This is a genomic window from Cronobacter muytjensii ATCC 51329 (assembly GCF_001277195.1).
Lineage (GTDB): Bacteria > Pseudomonadota > Gammaproteobacteria > Enterobacterales > Enterobacteriaceae > Cronobacter > Cronobacter muytjensii.
Genome location: NZ_CP012268.1, coordinates 3642608 through 3668198, shown reverse-complemented (window position 1 = coordinate 3668198; position 25591 = coordinate 3642608). Strand labels below are relative to the sequence as shown.

Annotated in this window: 17 protein-coding genes, 2 tRNA genes and 4 rRNA genes; 10 read left to right on the top strand and 13 right to left on the bottom strand. The window is 55.1% G+C overall.

Annotation, left to right across the window (positions count from 1 at the left end):
• Window positions 1–135 precede the first annotated feature (135 nt).
• Complete coding sequence (hupA, locus tag AFK63_RS16855) at window positions 136–408, top strand: nucleoid-associated protein HU-alpha (RefSeq protein ID WP_002884342.1); 273 nt, start codon at window positions 136–138, stop codon at window positions 406–408.
• 5 nt (window positions 409–413) lie between these two features.
• Window positions 414–1112, top strand: a complete 699-nt coding sequence (locus AFK63_RS16850) for a DUF1481 domain-containing protein (protein WP_158408863.1) — start codon at window positions 414–416, stop codon at window positions 1110–1112.
• Between the two features lie 63 nt (window positions 1113–1175).
• Here the strand turns inward: AFK63_RS16850 and purD are convergent, their stop codons facing one another.
• Both purD and purH read right to left on the bottom strand, forming a co-directional pair.
• Complete coding sequence (gene purD, locus AFK63_RS16845) at window positions 1176–2474, bottom strand: phosphoribosylamine--glycine ligase (protein ID WP_038865668.1); 1299 nt, start codon at window positions 2472–2474, stop codon at window positions 1176–1178.
• Window positions 2475–2487: 13 nt separating this feature from the next.
• Complete coding sequence (purH, locus tag AFK63_RS16840; protein ID WP_038865665.1) at window positions 2488–4077, bottom strand: bifunctional phosphoribosylaminoimidazolecarboxamide formyltransferase/IMP cyclohydrolase; 1590 nt, start codon at window positions 4075–4077, stop codon at window positions 2488–2490.
• Window positions 4078–4654: 577 nt separating this feature from the next.
• Between purH and AFK63_RS16835 the strand changes: the two genes are divergently transcribed.
• The 6 genes from AFK63_RS16835 (at window position 4655) to rrf (AFK63_RS16810) (ending at window position 9916) form a co-directional block, all read left to right on the top strand.
• Window positions 4655–6197: ribosomal RNA gene (locus tag AFK63_RS16835) — 16S ribosomal RNA — on the top strand.
• An 86-nt stretch (window positions 6198–6283) separates the two neighbouring features.
• Window positions 6284–6358 (top strand) — tRNA-Glu (locus AFK63_RS16830).
• Between the two features lie 202 nt (window positions 6359–6560).
• Window positions 6561–9465: ribosomal RNA gene (locus AFK63_RS16825) — 23S ribosomal RNA — on the top strand.
• Between the two features lie 92 nt (window positions 9466–9557).
• Window positions 9558–9673: ribosomal RNA gene (gene rrf, locus AFK63_RS16820) — 5S ribosomal RNA — on the top strand.
• 14 nt (window positions 9674–9687) lie between these two features.
• Window positions 9688–9763, top strand: a tRNA-Thr gene (locus AFK63_RS16815).
• A gap of 37 nt (window positions 9764–9800) precedes the next feature.
• Window positions 9801–9916: ribosomal RNA gene (gene rrf, locus AFK63_RS16810) — 5S ribosomal RNA — on the top strand.
• Together the 16S, 23S and 5S rRNA genes with 2 tRNA genes alongside form the textbook arrangement of a ribosomal RNA operon.
• 182 nt (window positions 9917–10098) lie before the next feature.
• Here the strand turns inward: rrf (AFK63_RS16810) and AFK63_RS16805 are convergent.
• The 7 genes from AFK63_RS16805 to AFK63_RS16775 all read right to left on the bottom strand — a co-directional run bounded on the left by AFK63_RS16805 (window position 10099) and on the right by AFK63_RS16775 (window position 19598).
• Window positions 10099–10857, bottom strand: a complete 759-nt coding sequence (locus AFK63_RS16805; protein ID WP_053531586.1) for an amino acid ABC transporter ATP-binding protein — start codon at window positions 10855–10857, stop codon at window positions 10099–10101.
• A gap of 8 nt (window positions 10858–10865) precedes the next feature.
• On the bottom strand, window positions 10866–11963 hold the full coding sequence (locus AFK63_RS16800; protein WP_038865633.1) for an amino acid ABC transporter permease: 1098 nt from the start codon (window positions 11961–11963) through the stop codon (window positions 10866–10868).
• 3 nt (window positions 11964–11966) lie between these two features.
• Window positions 11967–13148 (bottom strand): amino acid ABC transporter permease, encoded by a 1182-nt coding sequence (locus AFK63_RS16795; protein WP_038865631.1) that lies wholly within the window; start codon window positions 13146–13148, stop codon window positions 11967–11969.
• Between the two features lie 69 nt (window positions 13149–13217).
• Window positions 13218–14243 carry an amino acid ABC transporter substrate-binding protein gene (locus AFK63_RS16790; protein ID WP_038865629.1) on the bottom strand — a complete coding sequence of 342 codons (1026 nt, stop codon included), beginning with the start codon at window positions 14241–14243 and terminating at the stop codon, window positions 13218–13220.
• A gap of 510 nt (window positions 14244–14753) precedes the next feature.
• Complete coding sequence (locus AFK63_RS16785; protein WP_007704760.1) at window positions 14754–14975, bottom strand: putative periplasmic lipoprotein; 222 nt, start codon at window positions 14973–14975, stop codon at window positions 14754–14756.
• Between the two features lie 351 nt (window positions 14976–15326).
• Window positions 15327–18446: an efflux RND transporter permease subunit gene (locus AFK63_RS16780; protein WP_038865628.1), complete on the bottom strand. Its 3120-nt coding sequence runs from the start codon at window positions 18444–18446 to the stop codon at window positions 15327–15329.
• Window positions 18447–18455: 9 nt separating this feature from the next.
• Window positions 18456–19598, bottom strand: coding sequence for an efflux RND transporter periplasmic adaptor subunit (locus AFK63_RS16775; RefSeq protein ID WP_038865626.1), 1143 nt, complete (start codon window positions 19596–19598; stop codon window positions 18456–18458).
• 381 nt (window positions 19599–19979) lie between these two features.
• Here AFK63_RS16775 and envR point away from each other — a divergent pair, with 381 nt between their 5' ends.
• A complete protein-coding gene (gene envR, locus AFK63_RS16770) occupies window positions 19980–20627 on the top strand; it encodes an acrEF/envCD operon transcriptional regulator (protein WP_038865624.1) in 648 nt (215 codons plus the stop codon).
• 44 nt (window positions 20628–20671) lie between these two features.
• On the opposite strand, the gene AFK63_RS16765 is transcribed toward envR, so the two are convergent.
• Complete coding sequence (locus AFK63_RS16765) at window positions 20672–22774, bottom strand: putative bifunctional diguanylate cyclase/phosphodiesterase (protein WP_038865622.1); 2103 nt, start codon at window positions 22772–22774, stop codon at window positions 20672–20674.
• Here AFK63_RS16765 and AFK63_RS21740 point away from each other — a divergent pair.
• A complete protein-coding gene (locus tag AFK63_RS21740) occupies window positions 22760–22885 on the top strand; it encodes a hypothetical protein (RefSeq protein WP_263656811.1) in 126 nt (41 codons plus the stop codon). The two genes, AFK63_RS16765 and AFK63_RS21740, sit on opposite strands and share 15 nt — an antisense overlap.
• A gap of 216 nt (window positions 22886–23101) precedes the next feature.
• On the opposite strand, the gene fis is transcribed toward AFK63_RS21740, so the two are convergent.
• The 3 genes from fis to AFK63_RS16750 form a co-directional block, all read right to left on the bottom strand.
• Window positions 23102–23398 (bottom strand): DNA-binding transcriptional regulator Fis, encoded by a 297-nt coding sequence (gene fis, locus AFK63_RS16760; protein WP_000462905.1) that lies wholly within the window; start codon window positions 23396–23398, stop codon window positions 23102–23104.
• 25 nt (window positions 23399–23423) lie between these two features.
• The gene (gene dusB, locus AFK63_RS16755; RefSeq protein ID WP_038865651.1) at window positions 23424–24389 is read right to left on the bottom strand and encodes a tRNA dihydrouridine synthase DusB; all 966 of its coding nucleotides are present in this window, start codon (window positions 24387–24389) and stop codon (window positions 23424–23426) included.
• Window positions 24390–24762: 373 nt separating this feature from the next.
• Window positions 24763–25503 carry a carbonic anhydrase gene (locus AFK63_RS16750; RefSeq protein WP_038865620.1) on the bottom strand — a complete coding sequence of 247 codons (741 nt, stop codon included), beginning with the start codon at window positions 25501–25503 and terminating at the stop codon, window positions 24763–24765.
• Window positions 25504–25591: the final 88 nt, after the last annotated feature.

The window sequence follows — 25591 nt, the reverse complement described above, 5'->3', positions numbered from 1 at the left end:
TTAGCCCCCCGTCTGGTCTACATTTGGGAGGCGAAAAAAAGTGGCTATCGGTGCGTGTATGCAGGAGAGTGCTTTCAAGGCATTTCCGTCGCACTCGATGCTTAGCAAGCGATAAACACATTGTAAGGATAACTTATGAACAAGACTCAACTGATTGATGTAATTGCAGACAAGGCTGACCTGTCTAAAGCGCAAGCGAAAGCTGCTCTGGAATCCACTCTGGCTGCGATTACTGAGTCTCTGAAAGAAGGCGATGCTGTACAGCTGGTTGGTTTCGGTACCTTCAAAGTGAACCACCGCGCTGAGCGTACTGGCCGCAACCCGCAGACCGGTAAAGAAATCAAAATCGCTGCAGCTAACGTGCCGGCATTCGTTTCTGGCAAAGCACTGAAAGACGCTGTTAAGTAAACCGCGTGGCAGTGAAAGGTTTTAACGAAGGGGCGACATCGCCCCTTTTGTTTAGCTGGCGTTTGCTGGCGCTGACAGGCGCGCTGTTCCTTTCGGCCTGTCGTTCCACTCCGGAAATTCCCTCCTTTACCGCCAGCGGCTATCTCGCCGATGACGGCGTCGTGCGCCTGTGGCGTAAAGACAATAACGACGGTTCCGTGCACCTGCTGGCGGCGTTCAGCCCCTGGTCGGGCGATAACACCTCGATCAGCGATTATCGCTGGCAAAACGACACGCTCGCTTCGGTGGATTACCGCCTGCAAGGCAAACAGCCGGAACAGGTAAAAGTGCGCTTTGACGATCGCGGCGGCTTAAGCTTTATGCAGCGCGAAGTGAACGGGCAGAAGCAGCAGCTCTCAAGCGATCAGATTGCCTTGTGGCAGTACCGCGCCACCCGTATGCGCAATACCAGCGACGCGCTGCGCGCAGGCCGCGTGGTGCTGCGCCAGGGACGCTGGAACCCTGACGGCACGATGACGACCTGCGAAGGGCAAACCGTGCTCCCTGAACTGGACAGAAGGGCGCAGGCGCGGCTTGCCGAACGCCAGCGTCACGCTACCGCGCGCGTTAGCGCCGCCTGGCTGGAGGCGCCGGAAGGCACCCAGTTGTTGCTGGTGGCGAACGAAGACTTTTGCGCATGGCAACCGAAGCCTGACGGCTTCTGAGGCAATAAAAAAGCGACGGGTTGAGCCGTCGCTTTTGCGGGAGCCTGTCAGCGGCGTGGCGGGTTATTCCGCCTGTTCACGCGCGATAGCGCGATAGCCGATATCTTTACGACAGAAGCAGTCATCCCAGTGAATATCTTCCGCTAAGCGATACGCCCGCGCCTGCGCATCGGCAACAGTATCGCCGAGTGCCGTCACGCACAGTACACGACCGCCGCTGGTTACAACGCGCTCATCGTCACGCAGTGTGGTACCGGCGTGGAAGACTTTGCCGTCGCCACTGGCAATCTCTTCAATCGGCAGGCCGTGGATCACATCGCCGGTGCGATAATCGCCCGGATAGCCGCCGGCGGCCATCACCACGCCAAGCGACGGGCGCGAGTCCCACTGCGATTTTACGGTGTCGAGTTTGCCGTCGCAGGCAGCGAGACAGAGCGCCACCAGATCGGACTGCAGGCGCATCATAATCGGCTGGGTTTCCGGGTCGCCGAAGCGGCAGTTAAACTCAATGACTTTCGGGTTGCCCTGTTTGTCGATCATCAGGCCCGCATAAAGAAAACCGGTATAGGTGTTGCCTTCCGCTGCCATGCCTCGCACGGTCGGCCATATGATGCGCTCCATGGTGCGCTGGAAGACTTCATCGGTCACGACCGGCGCCGGAGAGTAAGCGCCCATCCCGCCCGTATTCAGACCGGTATCGCCGTCGCCGACGCGCTTGTGATCCTGGCTGGTGGCCATCGGTTCAACATGCTCGCCATCCACCATCACGATAAAACTGGCTTCTTCGCCATCAAGAAACTCTTCAACCACGATGCGGTGACCGGCATCGCCAAACGCGTTGCCCGCCAGCATATCGTTAACGGCCGCTTCGGCTTCATCCAGCGTCATCGCGACGATAACGCCTTTGCCCGCCGCCAGACCGTCAGCTTTGATAACAATTGGCGCGCCTTTTTCTCGGATATACGCGAGCGCAGGTTCCGTCTCGGTAAAGTTCTGGTATTCCGCCGTCGGAATACGATGGCGCGCCAGGAAATCTTTGGTAAACGCTTTGGAGCCTTCCAGCTGTGCGGCGCCTTTGGTCGGCCCGAATATTTTCAGACCGGCGGCGCGGAATGCATCCACCACGCCGATAACCAGCGGCGCTTCCGGCCCGACGATGGTCAGATCGATATTTTCACGCTGCGCAAAACGGAGCAGCGCTGGAATATCCGTCGGGTTGATAGCGACGTTTTGCAGTGCAGGCTCCAGCGCGGTGCCTGCGTTACCTGGCGCGACATAGACGGTTTCAACCAGCGGCGACTGGACGGCTTTCCAGGCCAGCGCATGTTCGCGCCCGCCGTTGCCAATGACTAATACTTTCATCGTTGCTCCGTTATTAATGGCGGAAGTGGCGCATGTCGGTGAAGATCATAGCGATGCCGTGCTCATCGGCGGCGGCGATAACTTCATCGTCACGAATCGAACCCCCCGGCTGGATCACGCAGGTGATACCCACGGCGGCTGCGGCGTCGATACCGTCACGGAAGGGGAAGAACGCGTCGGAGGCCATCGCCGAGCCTTTGACTTCCAGGCCTTCGTCGCCAGCTTTAATGCCTGCGATTTTAGCGGAATAGACGCGGCTCATCTGGCCGGCGCCAATACCGATGGTCATGTTATTGCGGGCGTAAACAATCGCATTCGATTTTACAAACTTCGCCACTTTCCAGCAGAAGAGCGCGTCGCGCAGCTCCTGTTCGGTCGGCTGGCGTTTAGTCACAACGCGCAGATCGCTTTCCGTCACCATGCCAAGATCGCGGTCCTGAACCAGCAGGCCGCCGTTGACGCGTTTGAAATCCAGGCCCGCTGCGCGAGCCTGCCATTCACCGCAAACCAGCACGCGCACGTTTTGCTTCGCTGCGGTTATCTTCAGCGCTTCTTCGCTGGCGGAGGGCGCGATGATGACTTCAACGAACTGGCGAGAGATGATCGCCTGCGCGGTTTCGGCGTCCAGCTCGCGGTTAAACGCAATAATGCCGCCAAAGGCGGAGGTTGGATCCGTTTTATACGCGCGATTATAAGCTTCAAGAATCGAGTCACTAACGGCAACGCCGCACGGGTTAGCGTGCTTGACAATAACGCAGGCCGGTTCGCTGAAGGCTTTTACGCACTCCAGCGCCGCGTCGGTGTCGGCGATGTTGTTATAAGAGAGCGCTTTGCCCTGAACCTGCTGTGCGGTCGCGACGGAGGCTTCCTTAATTTCTTCTTCTATATAGAAGGCAGCGTGCTGATGGCTATTTTCGCCGTAGCGCATATCCTGCTTTTTAATGAAGTTCAGATTAAGCGTACGCGGGAAGCGGCCGGAAGGCGCTGATGTTTCACCGTGATAAGCCGGAACCAGGCTGCCGAAGTAGTTGGCTATCATGCTGTCATAGGCGGCGGTGTGTTCGAAAGCTTTGATGGCGAGATCGAAGCGGGTGTCGAAGGTCAGCGAGCCGTTATTGGCGTCCAGCTCTTCAATAATGGCGCTGTAGTCGCTGCTCTTCACTACGATAGCCACATCTTTATGGTTCTTGGCGGCGGAGCGGACCATGGTCGGGCCGCCGATGTCGATATTCTCAACCGCATCTTCCAGCGTGCAGCCGTCACGCGCGACGGTCTGTGCGAACGGGTAAAGGTTGACTACGACCATATCAATCGGGGAGATAGCGTGCTGCGCCATGATATCGTCATCCTGGCCGCGGCGTCCCAGAATACCGCCATGCACTTTCGGGTGCAGCGTTTTGACGCGACCGTCCATCATCTCCGGAAAACCGGTGTAGTCGGAGACTTCCGTCACCGGCAGGCCAGCCTGCGCCAGGAGGCCTGCCGTACCGCCAGTAGAGAGGAGTTCAACGCCGCGGTCAGAGAGCGCGCGGGCGAAGTCGACGATACCGGCTTTGTCAGAAACGCTGAGCAGAGCGCGGCGTACAGGACGAGGTTGTTGCATGTATAAATCCCCTGGATTTGATCATTACAGAAGAGCGTTAGCTGAATCTCAGCTTCTTTACTGAAATTCAGCTGACGCTCCTTAAAAAAATAGCGCTTCAGTAGCAGGGCTGCATTGTAGCGAAAACGTTTGCGTGGCGCTCGCAAAATTTAGGTAGTGGAGTGCTTTGTGGATAACTCTGTGTGCAAATGCGTATAAACCGGGGTTTTGCTGGGGAATGCAGCAGTCAGTCATTTTTATGTCATTTTCCTGTTGCGGCGAAAAGAGAACTCCCTATAATGCGCCTCCATCGACACGGCGCTGATGAAGAACATCACACAGCGACGGTGAGTCGGAAAGAGAAAAATCCTGAAATTAAGGGTTGACTCTGAAAGAGGAAAGCGTAATATACGCCACCTCGCGACAGCAGGCTGAAGGCCGCGTCGCACTGCTCTTTAACAATTTATCAGACAATCTGTGTGGGCACTCGGGGCACTGATATCTTAACGTCTTCGGACGATAAATGAATATCAAGTCTCAAGTGAACAACAGTTAATTCATTACGAACTAACAGTTTAATTCTTTGAGCATCAAACTTTAATTGAAGAGTTTGATCATGGCTCAGATTGAACGCTGGCGGCAGGCCTAACACATGCAAGTCGAACGGTAACAGGAAGCAGCTTGCTGCTTTGCTGACGAGTGGCGGACGGGTGAGTAATGTCTGGGAAACTGCCTGATGGAGGGGGATAACTACTGGAAACGGTAGCTAATACCGCATAACGTCGCAAGACCAAAGTGGGGGACCTTCGGGCCTCATGCCATCAGATGTGCCCAGATGGGATTAGCTAGTAGGTGGGGTAACGGCTCACCTAGGCGACGATCCCTAGCTGGTCTGAGAGGATGACCAGCCACACTGGAACTGAGACACGGTCCAGACTCCTACGGGAGGCAGCAGTGGGGAATATTGCACAATGGGCGCAAGCCTGATGCAGCCATGCCGCGTGTATGAAGAAGGCCTTCGGGTTGTAAAGTACTTTCAGCGAGGAGGAAGGGGTTAAGGTTAATAACCTTGGCCATTGACGTTACTCGCAGAAGAAGCACCGGCTAACTCCGTGCCAGCAGCCGCGGTAATACGGAGGGTGCAAGCGTTAATCGGAATTACTGGGCGTAAAGCGCACGCAGGCGGTCTGTCAAGTCGGATGTGAAATCCCCGGGCTCAACCTGGGAACTGCATCCGAAACTGGCAGGCTTGAGTCTCGTAGAGGGGGGTAGAATTCCAGGTGTAGCGGTGAAATGCGTAGAGATCTGGAGGAATACCGGTGGCGAAGGCGGCCCCCTGGACGAAGACTGACGCTCAGGTGCGAAAGCGTGGGGAGCAAACAGGATTAGATACCCTGGTAGTCCACGCCGTAAACGATGTCGACTTGGAGGTTGTGCCCTTGAGGCGTGGCTTCCGGAGCTAACGCGTTAAGTCGACCGCCTGGGGAGTACGGCCGCAAGGTTAAAACTCAAATGAATTGACGGGGGCCCGCACAAGCGGTGGAGCATGTGGTTTAATTCGATGCAACGCGAAGAACCTTACCTGGTCTTGACATCCAGAGAATCCTGCAGAGATGCGGGAGTGCCTTCGGGAACTCTGAGACAGGTGCTGCATGGCTGTCGTCAGCTCGTGTTGTGAAATGTTGGGTTAAGTCCCGCAACGAGCGCAACCCTTATCCTTTGTTGCCAGCACATCATGGTGGGAACTCAAAGGAGACTGCCGGTGATAAACCGGAGGAAGGTGGGGATGACGTCAAGTCATCATGGCCCTTACGACCAGGGCTACACACGTGCTACAATGGCGCATACAAAGAGAAGCGACCTCGCGAGAGCAAGCGGACCTCATAAAGTGCGTCGTAGTCCGGATTGGAGTCTGCAACTCGACTCCATGAAGTCGGAATCGCTAGTAATCGTGGATCAGAATGCCACGGTGAATACGTTCCCGGGCCTTGTACACACCGCCCGTCACACCATGGGAGTGGGTTGCAAAAGAAGTAGGTAGCTTAACCTTCGGGAGGGCGCTTACCACTTTGTGATTCATGACTGGGGTGAAGTCGTAACAAGGTAACCGTAGGGGAACCTGCGGTTGGATCACCTCCTTACCTGCAAGATACAACCTCGCGTGCTCACACAGATTGTCTGATAGAAAGTAAAGAAGCAAGACGGCTGCGAAGTCGTGACACGCTGTGTCCCCTTCGTCTAGCGGTTAGGACTCCGCCCTTTCACGGCGGCAACAGGGGTTCGAATCCCCTAGGGGACGCCACTTGCTGGGTGTGGGTGAAAGACACAACCAACCGATATCTCAAAACTGACTGTTAAGTCACGTTTGAGATATTTGCTCTTTAACAATCCGGAACAAGCTGAAAATTGAAACAGACATGCTGCTGCATTCTTCCGTAAACAGGGAATGCGCGGTGTGTCAGAGTCTCTCAAACTCGCAGCACGAAGACTTCTTCGGGTTGTGAGGTTAAGCGAACAAGCGTACACGGTGGATGCCCTGGCAGTCAGAGGCGATGAAGGACGTGCTAATCTGCGAAAAGCGCCGGTAAGGTGATATGAACCGTTATAACCGGCGATGTCCGAATGGGGAAACCCAGTGTGATTCGTCACACTATCTCAGCATGAATACATAGTGCTGTGAGGCGAACCGGGGGAACTGAAACATCTAAGTACCCCGAGGAAAAGAAATCAACCGAGATTCCCCCAGTAGCGGCGAGCGAACGGGGAACAGCCCAGAGCCTGAATCAGCTTGTGTGTCAGTGGAACGGTCTGGAAAGGCCGGCGATACAGGGTGACAGCCCCGTACACGAAGGCACACAGGTTGTGAGCTCGATGAGTAGGGCGGGACACGTGATATCCTGTCTGAAGATGGGGGGACCATCCTCCAAGGCTAAATACTCCTGACTGACCGATAGTGAACCAGTACCGTGAGGGAAAGGCGAAAAGAACCCCGGCGAGGGGAGTGAAACAGAACCTGAAACCGTGTACGTACAAGCAGTGGGAGCCTTCGTAAGAGGGTGACTGCGTACCTTTTGTATAATGGGTCAGCGACTTATATTCTGTAGCAAGGTTAACCGTATAGGGGAGCCGAAGGGAAACCGAGTCTTAACCGGGCGTTAAGTTGCAGGGTATAGACCCGAAACCCGGTGATCTAGCCATGGGCAGGTTGAAGGTTGGGTAACACTAACTGGAGGACCGAACCGACTAATGTTGAAAAATTAGCGGATGACCTGTGGCTGGGGGTGAAAGGCCAATCAAACCGGGAGATAGCTGGTTCTCCCCGAAAGCTATTTAGGTAGCGCCTCGTGAACTCATCTTCGGGGGTAGAGCACTGTTTCGGCTAGGGGGCCATCCCGGCTTACCAACCCGATGCAAACTGCGAATACCGAAGAATGTTATCACGGGAGACACACGGCGGGTGCTAACGTCCGTCGTGAAGAGGGAAACAACCCAGACCGCCAGCTAAGGTCCCAAAGTCATGGTTAAGTGGGAAACGATGTGGGAAGGCCCAGACAGCCAGGATGTTGGCTTAGAAGCAGCCATCATTTAAAGAAAGCGTAATAGCTCACTGGTCGAGTCGGCCTGCGCGGAAGATGTAACGGGGCTAAACCATGCACCGAAGCTGCGGCAGCGACACTTATGTGTTGTTGGGTAGGGGAGCGTTCTGTAAGCCTGCGAAGGTGTGCTGTGAGGCATGCTGGAGGTATCAGAAGTGCGAATGCTGACATAAGTAACGATAAAGCGGGTGAAAAGCCCGCTCGCCGGAAGACCAAGGGTTCCTGTCCAACGTTAATCGGGGCAGGGTGAGTCGACCCCTAAGGCGAGGCCGAAAGGCGTAGTCGATGGGAAACAGGTTAATATTCCTGTACTTGGTGTTACTGCGAAGGGGGGACGGAGAAGGCTATGTTGGCCGGGCGACGGTTGTCCCGGTTTAAGCGTGTAGGTGTGATGACCAGGCAAATCCGGTTGTCTTTAACACTGAGGCGTGATGACGAGGCACTACGGTGCTGAAGCAATAAATGCCCTGCTTCCAGGAAAAGCCTCTAAGCATCAGGTAACACGAAATCGTACCCCAAACCGACACAGGTGGTCAGGTAGAGAATACCAAGGCGCTTGAGAGAACTCGGGTGAAGGAACTAGGCAAAATGGTGCCGTAACTTCGGGAGAAGGCACGCTGACATGTAGGTGAAGCCCCTGCGGGCGGAGCTGAAGTCAGTCGAAGATACCAGCTGGCTGCAACTGTTTATTAAAAACACAGCACTGTGCAAACACGAAAGTGGACGTATACGGTGTGACGCCTGCCCGGTGCCGGAAGGTTAATTGATGGGGTTATCGCAAGAGAAGCTCCTGATCGAAGCCCCGGTAAACGGCGGCCGTAACTATAACGGTCCTAAGGTAGCGAAATTCCTTGTCGGGTAAGTTCCGACCTGCACGAATGGCGTAATGATGGCCAGGCTGTCTCCACCCGAGACTCAGTGAAATTGAACTCGCTGTGAAGATGCAGTGTACCCGCGGCAAGACGGAAAGACCCCGTGAACCTTTACTACAGCTTGACACTGAACATTGAGCCTTGATGTGTAGGATAGGTGGGAGGCTTTGAAGCGTGGACGCCAGTCTGCGTGGAGCCAACCTTGAAATACCACCCTTTAATGTTTGATGTTCTAACCTGGCGCCATAATCTGGCGTGGGGACAGTGTCTGGTGGGTAGTTTGACTGGGGCGGTCTCCTCCCAAAGTGTAACGGAGGAGCACGAAGGTCAGCTAATCCTGGTCGGACATCAGGAGGTTAGTGCAATGGCATAAGCTGGCTTGACTGCGAGAGTGACGGCTCGAGCAGGTGCGAAAGCAGGTCATAGTGATCCGGTGGTTCTGTATGGAAGGGCCATCGCTCAACGGATAAAAGGTACTCCGGGGATAACAGGCTGATACCGCCCAAGAGTTCATATCGACGGCGGTGTTTGGCACCTCGATGTCGGCTCATCACATCCTGGGGCTGAAGTAGGTCCCAAGGGTATGGCTGTTCGCCATTTAAAGTGGTACGCGAGCTGGGTTTAGAACGTCGTGAGACAGTTCGGTCCCTATCTGCCGTGGGCGCTGGAGAATTGAGGGGGGCTGCTCCCAGTACGAGAGGACCGGAGTGGACGCATCACTGGTGTTCGGGTTGTCATGCCAATGGCACTGCCCGGTAGCTAAATGCGGAAGAGATAAGTGCTGAAAGCATCTAAGCACGAAACTTGCCCCGAGATGAGTTCTCCCTGAGACTTTAAGTCTCCTGAAGGAACGTTGAAGACGACGACGTTGATAGGCCGGGTGTGTAAGCGCAGCGATGCGTTGAGCTAACCGGTACTAATGAACCGTGAGGCTTAACCTTACAACGCCAAAGAAGTCTGGCGTGTTGAGAGAGATATTCAGCTTGTGACGGATAAACGTTCATGGCGGTACGCGGTGGACGGACAGAATTTGCCTGGCGGCTGTAGCGCGGTGGTCCCACCTGACCCCATGCCGAACTCAGAAGTGAAACGCCGTAGCGCCGATGGTAGTGTGGGGCCTCCCCATGCGAGAGTAGGGAACTGCCAGGCATCAAATTTAGTGTGCTGATATGGCTCAGTTGGTAGAGCGCACCCTTGGTAAGGGTGAGGTCCCCAGTTCGACTCTGGGTATCAGCACCAGTTTTTCGGTTAAAGTTCGGCATTTAAAATGAATTTGCCTGGCGGCTGTAGCGCGGTGGTCCCACCTGACCCCATGCCGAACTCAGAAGTGAAACGCCGTAGCGCCGATGGTAGTGTGGGGCCTCCCCATGCGAGAGTAGGGAACTGCCAGGCATCAAACAAACGGAAAAGCCTCATGCGAAAGCATGGGGCTTTTTTGTTTTCTCCCGCCAGCACTCCGCATCACTTCCCTCACCGGCGCTTTCTTTCATGCTGCCGCGCCCTGCTTTTCGTACTTAGCTGATTATTAAAAAACCCCGCTCAGACGAGCGGGGTGAATCAGTGAAAGGGTTATCTCAGTGAATAACCTGAGAGAGAAACGCACGGGTACGTTCTGAACGCGGGCTGGAAAAGAACTCCTGCGGCGGCGCCTCTTCCACAATCTCACCGCGATCCATAAAGATAACCCGGTCGGCAACCGTTCGCGCAAACCCCATTTCGTGCGTCACGCACAGCATAGTCATGCCGGATTCTGCCAGGCCAATCATCGTATCCAGCACTTCCTTTACCATCTCAGGATCAAGCGCTGAAGTCGGCTCATCAAACAGCATGATTTTAGGCTTCATACACAGAGAGCGGGCTATGGCTACGCGCTGCTGCTGCCCCCCCGAGATCTGCCCCGGAAATTTATGCGCATGTTCCGCAATGCGCACCCTTTCCAGATAATGCATCGCCAGCGCTTCGGCCTCTTTTTTAGGCAGCTTACGTACCCAGATTGGTGCCAGCGTACAGTTTTGCAACACAGTCAAATGCGGGAACAAATTGAAATGTTGAAATACCATGCCCACTTCAGTACGTACTTTCTCAATATTGCGCAGATCGTCATTAAGCTCAATGCCATCCACGACGATGCGGCCCTGCTGATGCTCTTCCAGATGGTTAATACAGCGGATCGTCGTTGATTTCCCGGAGCCCGATGGTCCGCAAAGTACAATGCGCTCCCCCTGTTTTACCTTCAGATTGATATCTTTCAGCACATGAAACTGGCCGTACCATTTATTGACGTTTTCCAGCGTAATCATCGCGTCGGCAGGCTGCAGTGTTATTTGACTCATGGTTATCCTCAGTGCGGTGTACGCCCGGTGTGAAAGCGCTTTTCCAGATGCTGGCTGTAGCGCGACATGCTAAAGCAGAAGATCCAGTAGATCAGCGCGGCGAAAACGTAGCCTTCCGTCGACATCCCGAGCCAGGCGGGATCGACCGTTGCCTGCTGCACGCTGCTGAACAGATCGAAAAGGCCGATAATAATGACCAGACTGGTGTCCTTAAAAAGGGCAATGATCGTATTCACGAGGCCCGGGATCACCAGTTTTAACGCCTGTGGCAGAATAACCAGCCCCTGCGTTTTCCAGTAACCCAGCGCCAGTGATTCCGCCGCTTCGTATTGCCCTTTAGGCAGCGCCTGTAACCCGCCGCGTACCACTTCCGCCACATAGGCGGACTGGAACAAAATTACCCCGACCAGGGCGCGGATGAGTTTGTCGATGCTGGTTCCTTCCGCCATAAACAGCGGCAGCATTACCGATGACATAAATAGCACCGTGATAAGCGGCACGCCGCGCCAGAACTCAATAAAGATAACCGACAGCACCCGCACGACCGGCATCCGGGAACGCCGCCCCAGCGCCAGCAAAATGCCGAGCGGCAGCGCACCGGCGATCCCCACAGAGGCGATAATCAGCGTCAGCGTCAGGCCGCCCCACTGGCGGGTTTCCACACGCTCAAGCCCAAGAAAACCGCCATACATCAACCACCACACCACTATGGGATACGCCACCGCCCAGCAGGCGATATAACGAGCGCGTCGCGGCAGCGCATTCCAGAACATCGGCACGATGGAAAGCAAACCGATAACCAGCGCGAGATTAATGCGCCAGCGCTCGTCATGCGGATACAGCCCATACATAAACTGGCCGAAGCGGGCGTGGATGAACACCCAACAGGCACCGTCTTTCGTGCAGTCCGCGCGCGTGCTTCCCACCCAGTTAGCCTGAAAAAGCGCCCAGTTAAGCAGCGGCGGAATCAGCTCCCATATCATCCAGAGACAGAACAGCGTCAGCAGGCTGTTTCCCCAACTGGAGAACAGGTTTTTACGCATCCATCCCAGCGCGCCGCGATTGACCGGGCGCGCTATTGCTGGCGATATCGCTTTTGTCGTCATGGTTTAGCGCTCCACCAGGGCTATACGCCGGTTATACAGGTTCATCAGCAGCGAGATCGTCAGACTGATAATGAGGTAAACGGACATGGTGATCGCGATCGTTTCAATAGCCTGGCCGGTCTGGTTCAGTACGGTGCCCGCAAACAGCGACACCATATCCGGGTAACCTATGGCGGCGGCAAGCGACGAGTTTTTCACGATATTCAGGTACTGGCTGGTCAGCGGTGGAATGATGACGCGCATCGCCTGCGGAATAATCACCTGGCGCAGCGTCACCGGGTTCGGCAGGCCCAGGGAACGTGCCGCCTCATGCTGTCCATGTGGGACCGATAAAATCCCGGCGCGAATAATCTCGGCGATAAAGGCCGAGGTGTAAACGGAAAGCGCCAGCGTCAGGGCTGCCAGCTCCGGGATAAGCGCCAGCCCGCCGCGGAAGTTAAATCCGCGCAGCGCAGGCACATCCCAGTGCAGCGCCGGGCCAAATACCAGATGCGCCAGCAACGGCAGCACGACGATAAGCAACAGCAGTGTCGGCCAGGTACGCCGTAGCTGTCCGGTCTTCATCTGGTGCTTTTTATTAAAGCGATAAAGCCCGGTGGAAAGCGCCAGCGCGATGATCACTGCGCCGACAAAGGCCAGCGCACCTTCACCCGCCTGCGGCGAGGGTAGATAGAGCCCGCGGTTGCTCAGAAACGCCAGTTCGAATGCGCTGACGGCCTGCCGTGGGCCTGGCAAATTGCGCAGCACCGCGAAATACCAGAAGAAGATCTGCAACAGTGGCGGAATATTGCGGAACGTTTCGATATAAATCGTGGAAAGCTTACGCAGTAGCCAGTTGTCGGACAGGCGTGCGAGCCCGACAAAAAAGCCGAGAAATGAGGCGAAAACGATACAGAGCGCGGAAACCAGCAGCGTATTCATCAGGCCGACCAGGAAAACGCGGCCATAGGTGTCGCCTTCCTGATAATCGATCAGATGCTGAACGATACCAAACCCGGCGCTGCGCTCGAGAAACGCAAACCCCGATGTGATACCCCGGTTATTCAGATTGGTAATGGTGTTGTGAATTAAATAGGCGGCGATACCAAGAACGACCACAATCGCCACAATCTGGTACAGCCATGCGCGAACCGCAGGGCTGGAAAGGGAGAGAGGTCCTTTCACGCCAGGGCGTCGATGGAACATAAGTAAACCTCAGGCAACCATAACTCTGGGCTGGGCGCCGCCGAAGCGACGCCCGTAACGGCATAATGCTTAACGCACCGGCGGCGCGTACTGGATCCCGCCTTTATTCCAGAGATTGTTCTGGCCGCGTTTGATCTTCAACGGGCTCTCCTGGCCGACGTTACGCTCGAAGATCTCGGCATAGTTGCCAACCTGCTTGATGATGTTATAAGCCCATTTGTTGTCGAGCTTCAGATCCTTGCCGTAGTCGCCTTCTTTACCTAACAGGTGCGCCATATCCGGTGTAGAGGGGTTAGCGGCTTTGGCATCCACATTTTTGGAATCGACGCCCATCTCTTCGGCGTTCAGCATGGCGAACAGCGTCCAGCGCACGATGGAGAACCATTCGTCATCGCCGCGGCGAACGACCGGGCCGAGCGGCTCTTTGGAAATCACTTCAGGCAGGACAATCCACTCTGCCGGATTGCTGAGCTTAATGCGCAGCGCGTAAAGCTGGGACTGGTCGGAAGCGAGGGTATCGCAGCGGCCCGATTCCAGGGCTTTTGCCGATTCATCAGAGCGGTCAAAGGTCACTGGCGTATATTTCATGTTGTTAGCTTTGAAGTAATCCGCCACGTTCAGCTCGGTATCTGTGCCCGCCTGGATGCACACCGTCGCGCCGTCCAGTTCTTTAGCGCTTTTCAGGCCCGCTTTGTTATGGGTCAGGAAACCGATACCGTCGTAATAGGTTACGCCGGTGAAAGACATGCCCATGCCCGCATCGCGTGATGAGGTCCAGGTGGTATTACGGGAAAGAACATCCACCTCCCCGGATTGAAGCGCGGTGAAACGTTCTTTCGCAGTCAGCGGGGTATATTTCACTTTAGACGCATCGCCAAAAACGGCGGCGGCTACGCCGCGACAGACATCAACGTCAATACCGGTAAATTTGCCGCTGGCCTCCGCATAGGAAAAGCCCGGCAAACCGTCACTGATGCCGCACTGTATAAAACCCTTCTTTTTCACACTGTCCAGCGTGGCGCCGGCATGGGCCTGATTAGCAACGGCGAACAGCGCGCCAGCGGCGGCCAGAGTGGCGATCATCATCTTCTTCATAATGCATCCTGTGTGGCGAGAATTATCGTTATAGATATAAGGCGACCGGGAGGCGCCAGTTTGCTGTCTGTGGCATAAGCCATAGGGGGTAAAGCAAAGGGAGTGCCAGGTTTACAACAGGCGCAAAACGCAGTGCGCGGATGTATTAAGCGAAGTGTATACATAAAAGAAAAAAATAAGCGCACTGAAAAAGTGCAAAAAGACAATGCGCGCCACATTTTGGAGCAAAATAAGCCGGGTTTTATTCACAAAGCAGGCGAGTGATTTCCTGCGTTAATATTTCAGCGACAAGCAACGGTAAGCCCTGTGAGATAACTCACAAGGAGAAATAAAACAGAATGGCGCAGGCGTTATAGAAAGGGAGGCGGTCCAGATGACTTTTTTATTATGCGCTAAAGCAATGCCAAAATTTTACCTTATGATGAAAAGCTGCACTATTTTAATGCAGCTTTAGTTTAATGCAGAGTAGTGCAGCGAGGCGGGCGCAGACACGGCCCGCCAGGCAATGCATTATTTGCTCAGCGCGATAATCCCCATCGTCAACCCGGCAAGCGCAGCGGCCCCTCCGGCGACGGCACCTGCGGTTTCCCAGTTATCCTGCGTCGTACCTTTCATACAGGTATTGGTATGCACCAGGCGGCCCTGATCGTCATACACCGGAACGCAGGGAGAATCATGCGCGCAACCAGCCAGTAAGGTACACAACAGCGCGGCGGGAATTAATTTTTTCATCGTTCACCTCTACAGAATAAATCACCTTCCCGAAACGATATGAACTGTTATATAAGTTATCGGGCGCGGACAATAAAAGAAGGTTATCACGTGTAAAGGCAGGCGTTGACTGGGCAATAATTGCAATTCATGTGGAATGTAAAAATGATGGAAGCGCACGCTGTAATTCAGGGGTAATGTGAAGGAATTATGGAGAATGAAGATTATCTACATCATGACAGGATCAAACGATGCGGAATAAGAATCTAATGTCCGTAATGGGTTACGTGAATTGTTATGATTACGACGCATGGCGAATGAGATAAATGCTGTAAAATAAAGGCGCCATAAAGGCGCCTTTTTTATCAGGATTTACGCATTGCCGTCTGGCTTTATAAAGCGTCGCCGGATCACCACGAAAAAGACCGGCACGAAGAAAATGGCGAGCAGCGTGGCACTCAGCATTCCTCCCATAACGCCGGTGCCAACCGCGTTCTGCGCGCCGCTACCCGCGCCGTTATTCAGCACCAGTGGCAGCACGCCGAGAATAAACGCCAGCGACGTCATCAGGATAGGGCGCAGGCGTAAGCGCACCGCCTCAAGCGTCGCTTCCGTCAGGCCCCGTCCTTCTTTTTCCATCAGGTCCTTCGCAAACTCCACAATCAGAATGGCGTTTTTCGCCGACAGGCCAATCGTCGTCAGCAGACCTACCTGGAAATAGACGTCATTGTTCAGTCCGCGCAGCGACGCCGCCAGCAGCGCGCCGATAATCCCCAGCGGCACCACCAGCATGACTGAAAATGGAATTGACCAGCTTTCATAAAGCGCCGCGAGGCACAGGAACACCACAATCAGCGAAATGGCATACAGGGCGGGCGCCTGGTTTCCGGAAAGCCGCTCCTGATAAGAGAGCCCCGTCCAGTCGTAGCCGATGCCCGCAGGCAGCTTACTGGCCAGGCTCTCCATCAGCGCCATCGCTTCACCGGTGCTTCGGCCTGGCGCCGCCTCGCCCAGGATCTCCATTGATGGCATCCCGTTATAGCGCTCCAGACGCGGCGAGCCGTAAATCCAGTGCGATGTCGTGAACGCCGAGAGCGGCACCATATCGCCGCCGCTGCCGCGCACATACAGAGTATTAATATCCGACGGCAGCATACGGAATGGCGCGTCGGCCTGAACGTAGACCTTCTTCACGCGGCCCCGGTCGATAAAATCGTTCACGTACGTGCCGCCCAGCGCCGTCATGATCGTCTGGTTAATATCGGGGATAGCGACGCCCAATGCCTGCGCTTTCTCCTGATCGACATCGAGTTTGAACTGCGGCGTATCCTCAAGGCCATTCGGGCGCACGCGCGTCAGCAGTTCCGGATGCTCGCGGACCATGCCCAGCAGCTGATTACGCGCCTGCGTCAGCGCGTTGTGCCCGAGGTTCGCCTGATCTTTAAGCTCAAAGTCAAAACCCGTCGCGGTGCCCAGCTCAAGAATGGCGGGCAGGTTAAACGGGAACACCAGCCCGTCCTGAATCTTACTGAACGCCTTACCGGAGCGGGCGACAATCGCGCCGACGCTGTTTTCGTGTCCGGGACGGGCCTCCCACGGTTTCAGGCTGATAAACGCAATCCCGGCGTTCTGACCCTGGCCGCTGAAGCTAAAGCCACTGACGGTAAATACCGAGTCGACATTCGCTTTCTCGTCATTGAGATAATAATGACTCACCTGGTCAAGCACCTGCTGCGTGCGCGCCTGCGTCGCGCCGGACGGCAACTGCACCATCGTCATAAACACGCCCTGGTCTTCTTCCGGCAGGAACGAGGTCGGCAGGCGGACAAACAGCACCGTCATTCCGGCAACAATCAGCAGATACAGCAGAAGATAGCGCCCGGTTTTGTGCAGAATGCCGCCCACGCTCTGTGTGTAGTGGTTAACACTCAGATCGAAACGCGCATTAAACCAGACAAAAAATTTCGCTTTTTGGGCATGGTGATCGTCGCTTACCGGCTTCAGTAGCGTAGCGCACAGGGCAGGGGTGAGGATCAGCGCCACCAGCACGGACAGCGCCATTGAGGAGACGATAGTCACGGAAAACTGCCGGTAGATAGCGCCTGTCGAGCCGCCAAAGAATGCCATCGGTACGAAGACCGCGGAAAGTACCATCGCAATCCCCACCAGCGCGCCCTGGATCTGCGACATGGAGAGCTGCGTTGCCTCTTTGGGCGGCAGCTTCTCTTCCACCATGACGCGCTCGACGTTTTCCACCACCACGATCGCGTCGTCCACCAGCAGCCCTATCGCCAGCACCATCCCGAACATCGTCAGGGTATTGATGGAATAGCCGAACGCCGCCAGAACCGCGAAGGTGCCTAACAGCACTACCGGCACGGCGATGGTCGGAATCAGCGTCGCGCGCAGGTTCTGGAGGAACAGGTACATCACCAGGAAAACCAGAATGATGGCCTCAAACAGGGTTTTTACCACCTCGTGAATGGAAATTTTCACAAACGGTGTGGTGTCGTAGGGGTAAACCACCTTCATGCCCTGCGGGAAATAGCGCTGCAAATCGGCGAGCGTGGTTTTGATAGCATTGGCGGTATCCAGCGCATTCGCGCCAGTGGCGAGCTTGATCCCAAGCCCCGTGGCGGGCTGACCGTTGATTTTGGTCAGCATATTGTAGTTTTCACCGCCAAGCTCAATGCGCGCCACATCGCGCAGGCGCACCTGCGAGCCGTCCGGATTCACCTTCAGCATCACACGGCCAAACTCCTGAGGATCTTTAAGGCGCGTCTGGGCAATGATCGAGGCGTTCAACTGCTGTCCAGGCAGGGCGGGCGTGCCGCCAAGCTGGCCCGCGGCTATCTGGTTATTCTGCGCTTTTAGCTGATTGATAACGTCCAGCGGCGTGAGCTGGTAGTTATTCATCGCGTGCGAATCGAGCCAGATACGCATAGCGTATTGCGCGCCAAACAGCTGCACGTCGCCCACGCCGTTGGTGCGGCTGATGGTATCTTTCACATCAGAAGAGACGTAGTCGGCGATATCCTCCTGCGTCAGCAACGGATTATCGCTGATAAAACCGGCGACCAGCAGGAAACTGCTACTGGCTTTCTCAACGCTCACACCCTGTTGCTGTACCTCTTGCGGCAGCAGCGGCATCGCCAGCTGCAGTTTATTCTGCACTTGCACCTGTGCGATATCTGGATCGGTACCGGAGGTAAACGTCAGCGTGACGGTCACGCCGCCCGCTGAATCGCTGGTGGAGGACATATACATCAGGTTATCGATACCGTTCATATTCTGCTCGATAACCTGCGTCACGGTGTCCTGCACCGTCTGAGCGTCAGCGCCTGGATAGGTCGCCGAGACCGCGATAGCGGGCGGCGCGATAGTCGGATACTGCGCGATGGGAAGCTGCAGGATCGCCAGCGCGCCCGCCATCATCATGATTATCGCCAGAACCCAGGCGAAAATAGGACGTTGAATAAAAAAGTTAGCCATGGCGTCACCTTATTTCGCAGGCGCGGTAACGGGCGTGACGACGGCGCCCGGATGCGCTTTCTGCAATCCGCTGACGATAACTTTCTCGCCGGTTTTCAGCCCCTGAGTGACCAGCCAGTTCGTTTTGATGGCCTGGCCGGTAGTGACGCTGCGGTTTTCCACCTGGTTTTTCTCATTCACCACCATCACCATTGCCTCGCCGCGCGGCGTACGCGTGACGCCCTGCTGCGGCACGAGGATCGCGTCAGGCTGCATACCTTCATGAATGCGGGCGCGAACAAACATTCCTGGCAGCAGGAAATGTTGCGGATTAGGGAAAATCGCGCGCAGCGTGATTGAGCCGGTGCTCTCATCCACGGTGACATCGGAGAATTGCAGTTTGCCTTTCAGCGGATAGGTGTCGCCGTTCTCCATCACCAGTTCGACGTTGCCGGCGCCGCTCTCTTTTTCAACCTGCCCTTGCGCCATCGCGTGTTTCAGATGCAGAAAATCGGTGCTGGACTGGGTAACATCCACATAGATAGGATCGAGCTGCTGCACTGTCGCCAGTTCATTCGCCTGGCTGCTGGTGACCAGCGCGCCTTCGGTAACGCTGGATTTTCCGATGCGTCCGCTAATCGGCGAAGTGACTTTCGTCCATGCGAGGTTAATGCGGGCGCTCTCCAGTGCGGCCTTTGCCGCCGCGACGCTCGCGTCGGCCTGATGGGCATTCGCTACCGCTTCGTCATATTCTTGCTTACTGATGTACTGCGTTCCTGTAAGCGCCGCGTAGCGACGCACCGTCAGCCGCGCCATCTCGGCTGCGGCCTGCGCTTTGGCGAGGCTGCCCTGGGCGTTCTGCCACGCAGCCTGGTACATCGCCGGATCTATCTGGTAGAGCGACTCGCCAGCCTGCACGTCTGCGCCCTCGGTGAAGTTTCGCTTAAGGATGATGCCGCTGACTTGCGGGCGCACCTGGGCGATGCGAAAAGCGCGGGTGCGGCCCGGCAGTTCGGTGACCACCTCAACAGACGTAGGCTGCACGACATGTACCGTCACCTGCGGCGCTGAGGCAGCAGGGACATTAGCGGTTTGATTATCACAACCTGTCATCCCTGACGCACAGAGGTACAGGCCAAGGGGCATAAGCAGAAGCCTGGCATAATTGGTCATTGCTGTTCCTTTATTAGCAGTAATACGATATCCACCGTCAGGCCGGTAGCAGGAATAAGGATGAGATGAAAATAACAGAGCGCTATCGTACAAATAATTGAGCGCCTGTGTCAGCAAACCTTATTTATTCGGACATCGTAAAAGCACCAGAAAGCAAAGGAAGGTCTTCTTTTGTTTTTAAATTTATGATTTCTGAAATTAAATTGTTTCTGGTTGCGTAAAAACTTTTCGTTAAGGAAATACATTTCCCGAATCTATTTTATTTATTAAATCATTCCTTGAATCTATATATAAAAATCACAGGCCAACAAAAATAAGCTGTGATAAAAACGCCGGAGAATAATATTAATTGAATCCCGCCAGGAAAAGGCAAGGTGAATTATGGCCCGGAAAACCAAACAGGAGGCGCTGAAAACGCGCCAGCAGTTAATCGACGCCGCTATCTATACATTTGCCGAGCGTGGCGTGGCGCATACCACGCTCTCTGATATCGCGCGCGCCGCGCAAGTGACTCGTGGCGCTGTCTACTGGCATTTCACTAGTAAAGCGGAGCTGTTTAATGAAATCTGGCAGCAGCAATTACCGGTGAGAGATATCATTCGCCCGCAACTGCCGGCGCAGGCGTGGGGCGACCCGTTACTTTTATTACGGGAAACGTTTATCGCCGTGCTGCAATATATCGCCAGCACGCCGCGCCAGCGGGCGCTATTACAGATTCTGTATCGTAAATGCGAATTTGATGAGGAGATGATGTCAGAGGCTGAGATTCGTGAGCGAATTGGATTTAGCCGGCATTATGTGGGGGGGTTACTGCGACAGGGCATCGCGGAAAATGCGATTTCGGGATCGCTTGATGTCGATATTATGTTAACGATTTTACACGGCTGCCTGAGTGGTATTCTTAAAAACTGGTTATTTCAGCCGGAGGCGTGCGATCTTTTCAGATTAGCGCCTGTGCTGGTGGACAATATGCTTCGGATGCTGCCACGCCCGGATAATAACAACCAGTCGGTATTACTGGCGCAATAAACGTGAGTGTCGCCAGCGGCGTGGGAGCGCTGCTGGCGTAACGGTCAGACCGGCTCGCGTTTTTCCGCTACGGGCGTCGTCTGCGGGTGTTCCAGATTATTGCCTTCGCGGGTGATAACGTCCGGTGCCAGCGGTCTGCCAAGCAGATAACCCTGTAGCGTATTGCAGCCCAGTTCGGTCAGGAACTGCTGCTGTTCTACCGTTTCCACGCCTTCGGCGACGACGCGCAGATTAAGGGTTTTCGCCAGCGCGACGATAGCTGATACGATGGTCGCGTCTTCGCCCTCGGCACGTAGTTCATTCACAAACGCGCGGTCGATTTTCAGCTCGCTGGCGGGCAACCGCTTCAGGTAAAGCAGGCTCGAATAACCGGTGCCGAAATCATCAATCGAGGCCTTCACCCCCAGCTCAGTGAGGCGGGTAAGCAGGCGCACGCTCTCATCCGGGTTGCTCATGGCCGTGGTTTCAGTCACTTCCAGAATCAGCTTATCAGGCGCTATCTGGTGGCGTTCGAGACAGCCCATCACCATTTCCACCAGATCCGGCTGTTCGAATTGCATGGTGGAAAGATTCACCGCGACCGACCAGTGGCGATGGCCCGCCTGGTGCCATTCGTTTAACTGGCGGCAGGCTTCGTCCAGCACCCATTCGCCGATGCTGATAATCATCCCGGTTTTTTCCGCGAGCGGCAGGAAGGCGTCAGGGGAAAGCAGCCCGTACTGCGGGTGCTGCCAGCGCAGTAGCGCCTCGAAACCGACCACCGGCCCGGAAGGCGCCTGGAATTTTGGCTGATACATCAGGCGGAGTTCTTTGCGCTCGCGCGCCATCCATAGATCGTTCATCAGCTGAAGCTGGGTCTGCGCCTGGGTATTCATCGACGGCTGGAAAAAGCTGTAGCCGTTACGGCCAATATGCTTGGTGTGGTACATCGCGGCATCAGCATTGAACATCAGCTCGCGACCGTTTTTGCCGTCGTGAGGATAGAAGGCGATCCCGACGCTGAGCGTCACCACCAGTTCATAAGGCTCAATAGCAAACGGGCTGTCGATCGCGCGCACCAGCGCGTTAGCAAGCGCCGCCGCGTCGTTAGGCTGGTCGGTTTCTGCCAGCAGCACGAACTCATCCCCACCGATGCGCGCCAGCGTAAACTGCCCTTTCAGTAGTTCTTTGAGGCGCTCGGTGACGGCAACCAGCAGCCGGTCGCCAGTGTTATGCCCGTAGGCGTCATTCACCGCTTTGAAGCCGTCAAGATCCATAAACATCAGTGCGAAACGGCTCCCTTCGCGATCGGCTTTGTGAATCGCCTGATCGAGACGATCTTCCAGCAAAATGCGGTTTGGCAGGCGGGTCAGGGTATCCTGTAGCGCCAGCTGGGCCAGCTCTTTGTTCGCTTCGGCAAGTGAGGAGGCAAGCAGCGAGGTGCGCGCCTGCAGGCGTGCGTCAAACATCGAGACCAGCAGCGTAATGCCAAGAATGGCGAGCGTCACCAGCGTCACGACCAGCGCCAGCCAGCGGGTATTCACACCCATGTGTGTGGCGTGCGTATGCCCCGGAAAATTCGCCGCCAGCATGCCGGTATAGTGCATACCTGCGATGGCTATCCCCATAATGATGGCGGCGCCGGCGCGCATCAACGCCACGCGCCCGACATCCTGGCGCAGCCGAAAGGTAAGCCACAGCGCAGCGGCGGAGGCCAGCAGGGCAATAATGACCGACAGCGCCACCCATCCCCAGGACCAGACGATACCGGGCTCTACCAGCAGTGCGGCCATACCGGTGTAGTGCATAGCTGCAATCCCGCAGCCCAGCACCAGCGAGCCGGGAATAAGGCGCGAGATGTTTAAATCCGCGCCGCAGACCAGTTGCAGAGCAAACAGCGACGAGCCGATGGCGATTAACAGCGATACCGCTGTGATGAGAGGATCATAGCTCAGCGTCACCGGCAGGCTCATCGCCAGCATGCCGATAAAATGCATGGCCCAGATGCCAATCCCCATTGCGACGCTGCCGCCAACCAGCCAGACGCGCGCCACATAGCCGCTGCTGGTGGTTACGCGACCGGCCATATTCAGCGCGGTGCTTGAAGCCAGAATGGCCACAATAAACGAGGTCACAACAAGGATATTGTCGTAATGACTAACCAGCATGGCGTCTCATCCAAAAAAGGTCGCTGCATCCGCAGGCCTTGCCTGGCGGGCCTGTGGGGAAAAAGGGAGCTGAACATTATCACCGCCGAAAACCAGGCGAAAGTGATTTAAGACCCCTGAATGACAATGGATTTGACAGGTATAACCGTGTTCAGCAATGTCGCTACGGCGCCGATATTTCTGGCACGATACTGTCATTAGTGTAGCGCGAGGGCGCTATTTGTCAGGCCAGGCGGGAGAACAACGGCGGGCTGAAGGCTAAAAACAAAAAAGGCGCTTCCCCATGCCGGTTCGCGCCTTTTTAATCAGCAAATTAACTAAGCGAATTTAGTTCATGCCGTATTTTTTCAGTTTCTTACGCAGCGTACCGCGGTTGATACCCATCATCAGCGCAGCGCGGGTCTGGTTGCCGCGGGTGTATTGCATCACCATGTCCAACAGGGGCTGTTCTACTTCAGCCAGTACCAGCTCATACAGGTCATTCACATCCTGACCGTTCAGTTGAGCAAAATAGTTCTTCAGTGCCTGTTTCACCGAGTCACGCAGGGGCTTTTGAGTCACCTGATCCTGAGAGTTAACGGTAGAAACGGTCAGTACGTCAGAATTTACGCGTTGTTCGAACATAGTTCTGTCAGCTCTTTATTTCTGTTTACGCAAAATTTTCGAAGTATGCCTCCAACGCCTCCAGCTGTTCGCTGGCATCCTCAATGGCGTTGAATGTGCGCCGAAACTGGTCATCTGGAGCATGTTCCTGGAGATACCAGGCCACATGTTTGCGCGCGATTCGGTACCCCTTTGCCTGGCCGTAAAAGTCATGCAATTCCCGAACGTGCGCGCATAGCAAGCGCTTAACCTCTGCCAGAGGCAGAGGAGGCAGCAGCTCCCCAGTGTCCAGATAGTGCTGGATTTCCCGGAAGATCCAGGGTCTTCCCTGAGCCGCGCGACCTATCATCAGAGCATCCGCCCCTGTATAGTCGAGCACAGCTCTGGCTTTATGCGGGGAAGTAATGTCGCCATTCGCAATAACCGGAATGGAGACCTTCTGCTTAACTGTCCGAATGCTGTCGTATTCTGCGTTGCCCTGAAACAAACAGGCGCGGGTGCGGCCATGAATCGTCAGCGCCTGAATACCACATTCTTCAGCCAATTGGGCAATTTCTACACAGTTACGGTTAGCCGGATCCCAGCCGGTGCGAATCTTCAACGTAACGGGAACGTCCACTGCGTTAACAACCGCGGTCAGGATAGACTTCACCAGTTCCGGGTATTGCAGAAGGGCTGAACCTGCCAGCTTGCGATTCACTTTTTTAGCCGGGCACCCCATATTGATATCAATAATCTGGGCGCCGTTTTCCACATTAATACGTGCGGCTTCCGCCATCTCTTCGGGCACGCTGCCGGCGATTTGCACGGTGCGAATACCGGGCTCATCCACATGCACCATCCGCAACCGGGATTTGTCGCTCGCCCAGACTTCCGGGTTAGAGGACATCATCTCAGAAACGGTTAATCCTGCTCCCATCTCGTAGCACAGCGTCCGAAAAGGTCTGTCTGTAATGCCAGCCATCGGTGCTGCGATCAGGCGATTTCTGAGCTGGTAGTGTCCGATACGCATGAGTGAAGAAATGACCATACTGTGCCTGCAAGGCGGCGTATATTACGCATTTTTTGCACGAGATGAAAGGCCAAACTTTGAACAATCCGATGCGACAGATCAATGAATCGGCGCCTGTACGGATTCCCCTAATAAATTAGGCTTAACAATCATTACGTTAAATGAAAGCGATGAAAAATCGCGCATTAAAAAAATCCCGGAAATCGTTCTTTTTTTAACGAAACGACCGGGCGGCAAGCGGGATAAACGGCGATAAAACAGGCAAAATTAGCGATAAAATGCGATCTGGCTCTCGTTATGCGGCCGGGGAATCTCCGGCTGAATGGCGTAAACGCTGGAGAAAAGACGGGCGGAGTTTTCCGCCCGTAGTGGATTATTCTACGACTACGCGCCCGTGGAGAGGCTGTACGGGCCGGTTGTTATCGTGATGCATAAGTTGTTTGAATTTGTTGAGCTGCCCGGCGGAGAGCGTCAGAGGCTGCTTAATGACAAGCCAGGCGATCCCTTCGCTGCACGGCGGCGTGGTCAGCGAACCACTGAAGCGGTAATAGGTTTTGTCCTGCGGCAACAGCTTATTGATATCAATCGCGGTATTGAGCGGCTGGCTGGCATCGGCGTGATCCGGAAGCGCCTGCCAGAGCTTCTCAAGCTCGGCGTTCGCCGCGCCGGTCTTAAACATTACCGCCACCACCGCGATGTCGCCCGCGGCATTTTTATGAACCAGATGCATTTCCAGATCGTAGTGCTTGCCGTGCAGGGTGTTTTCGCTTGGCGCGTGAAAGTGGAACTGTTGCAGACGATACGCAACGCCGTCGATCGTGACGCTATCCTGCGTGTTTTCAGGCAGTGTCGCTTGTACGGTGTGACCATTATTCAGGAGAGAGGACGGGCCATCCACATAGTGGGTTTTCAGCGGAACGACATGGGCTTTTAAAGTATTGTCGATATCAATAGGTGACTGATTCATGCCTTTCTGACACAGGCTGAAATCCGGATCCAGCTCCCCCCAGTGCTCGGGCGAACCTTCGCCTTCATAGCTCCACTGCGAGGCCATCGCCAGAGCAGGGAGCAGGCTCAGCGTGAGCAAAACCGAACGAGCAATTTTCGTAGCCATAAACAAATTCTCTGTGTGAATAATTAACGGTATTCTCATTCGTGAAATGAATTATTTCAAACAGTTATTATACGGTTATGGCGGCGAG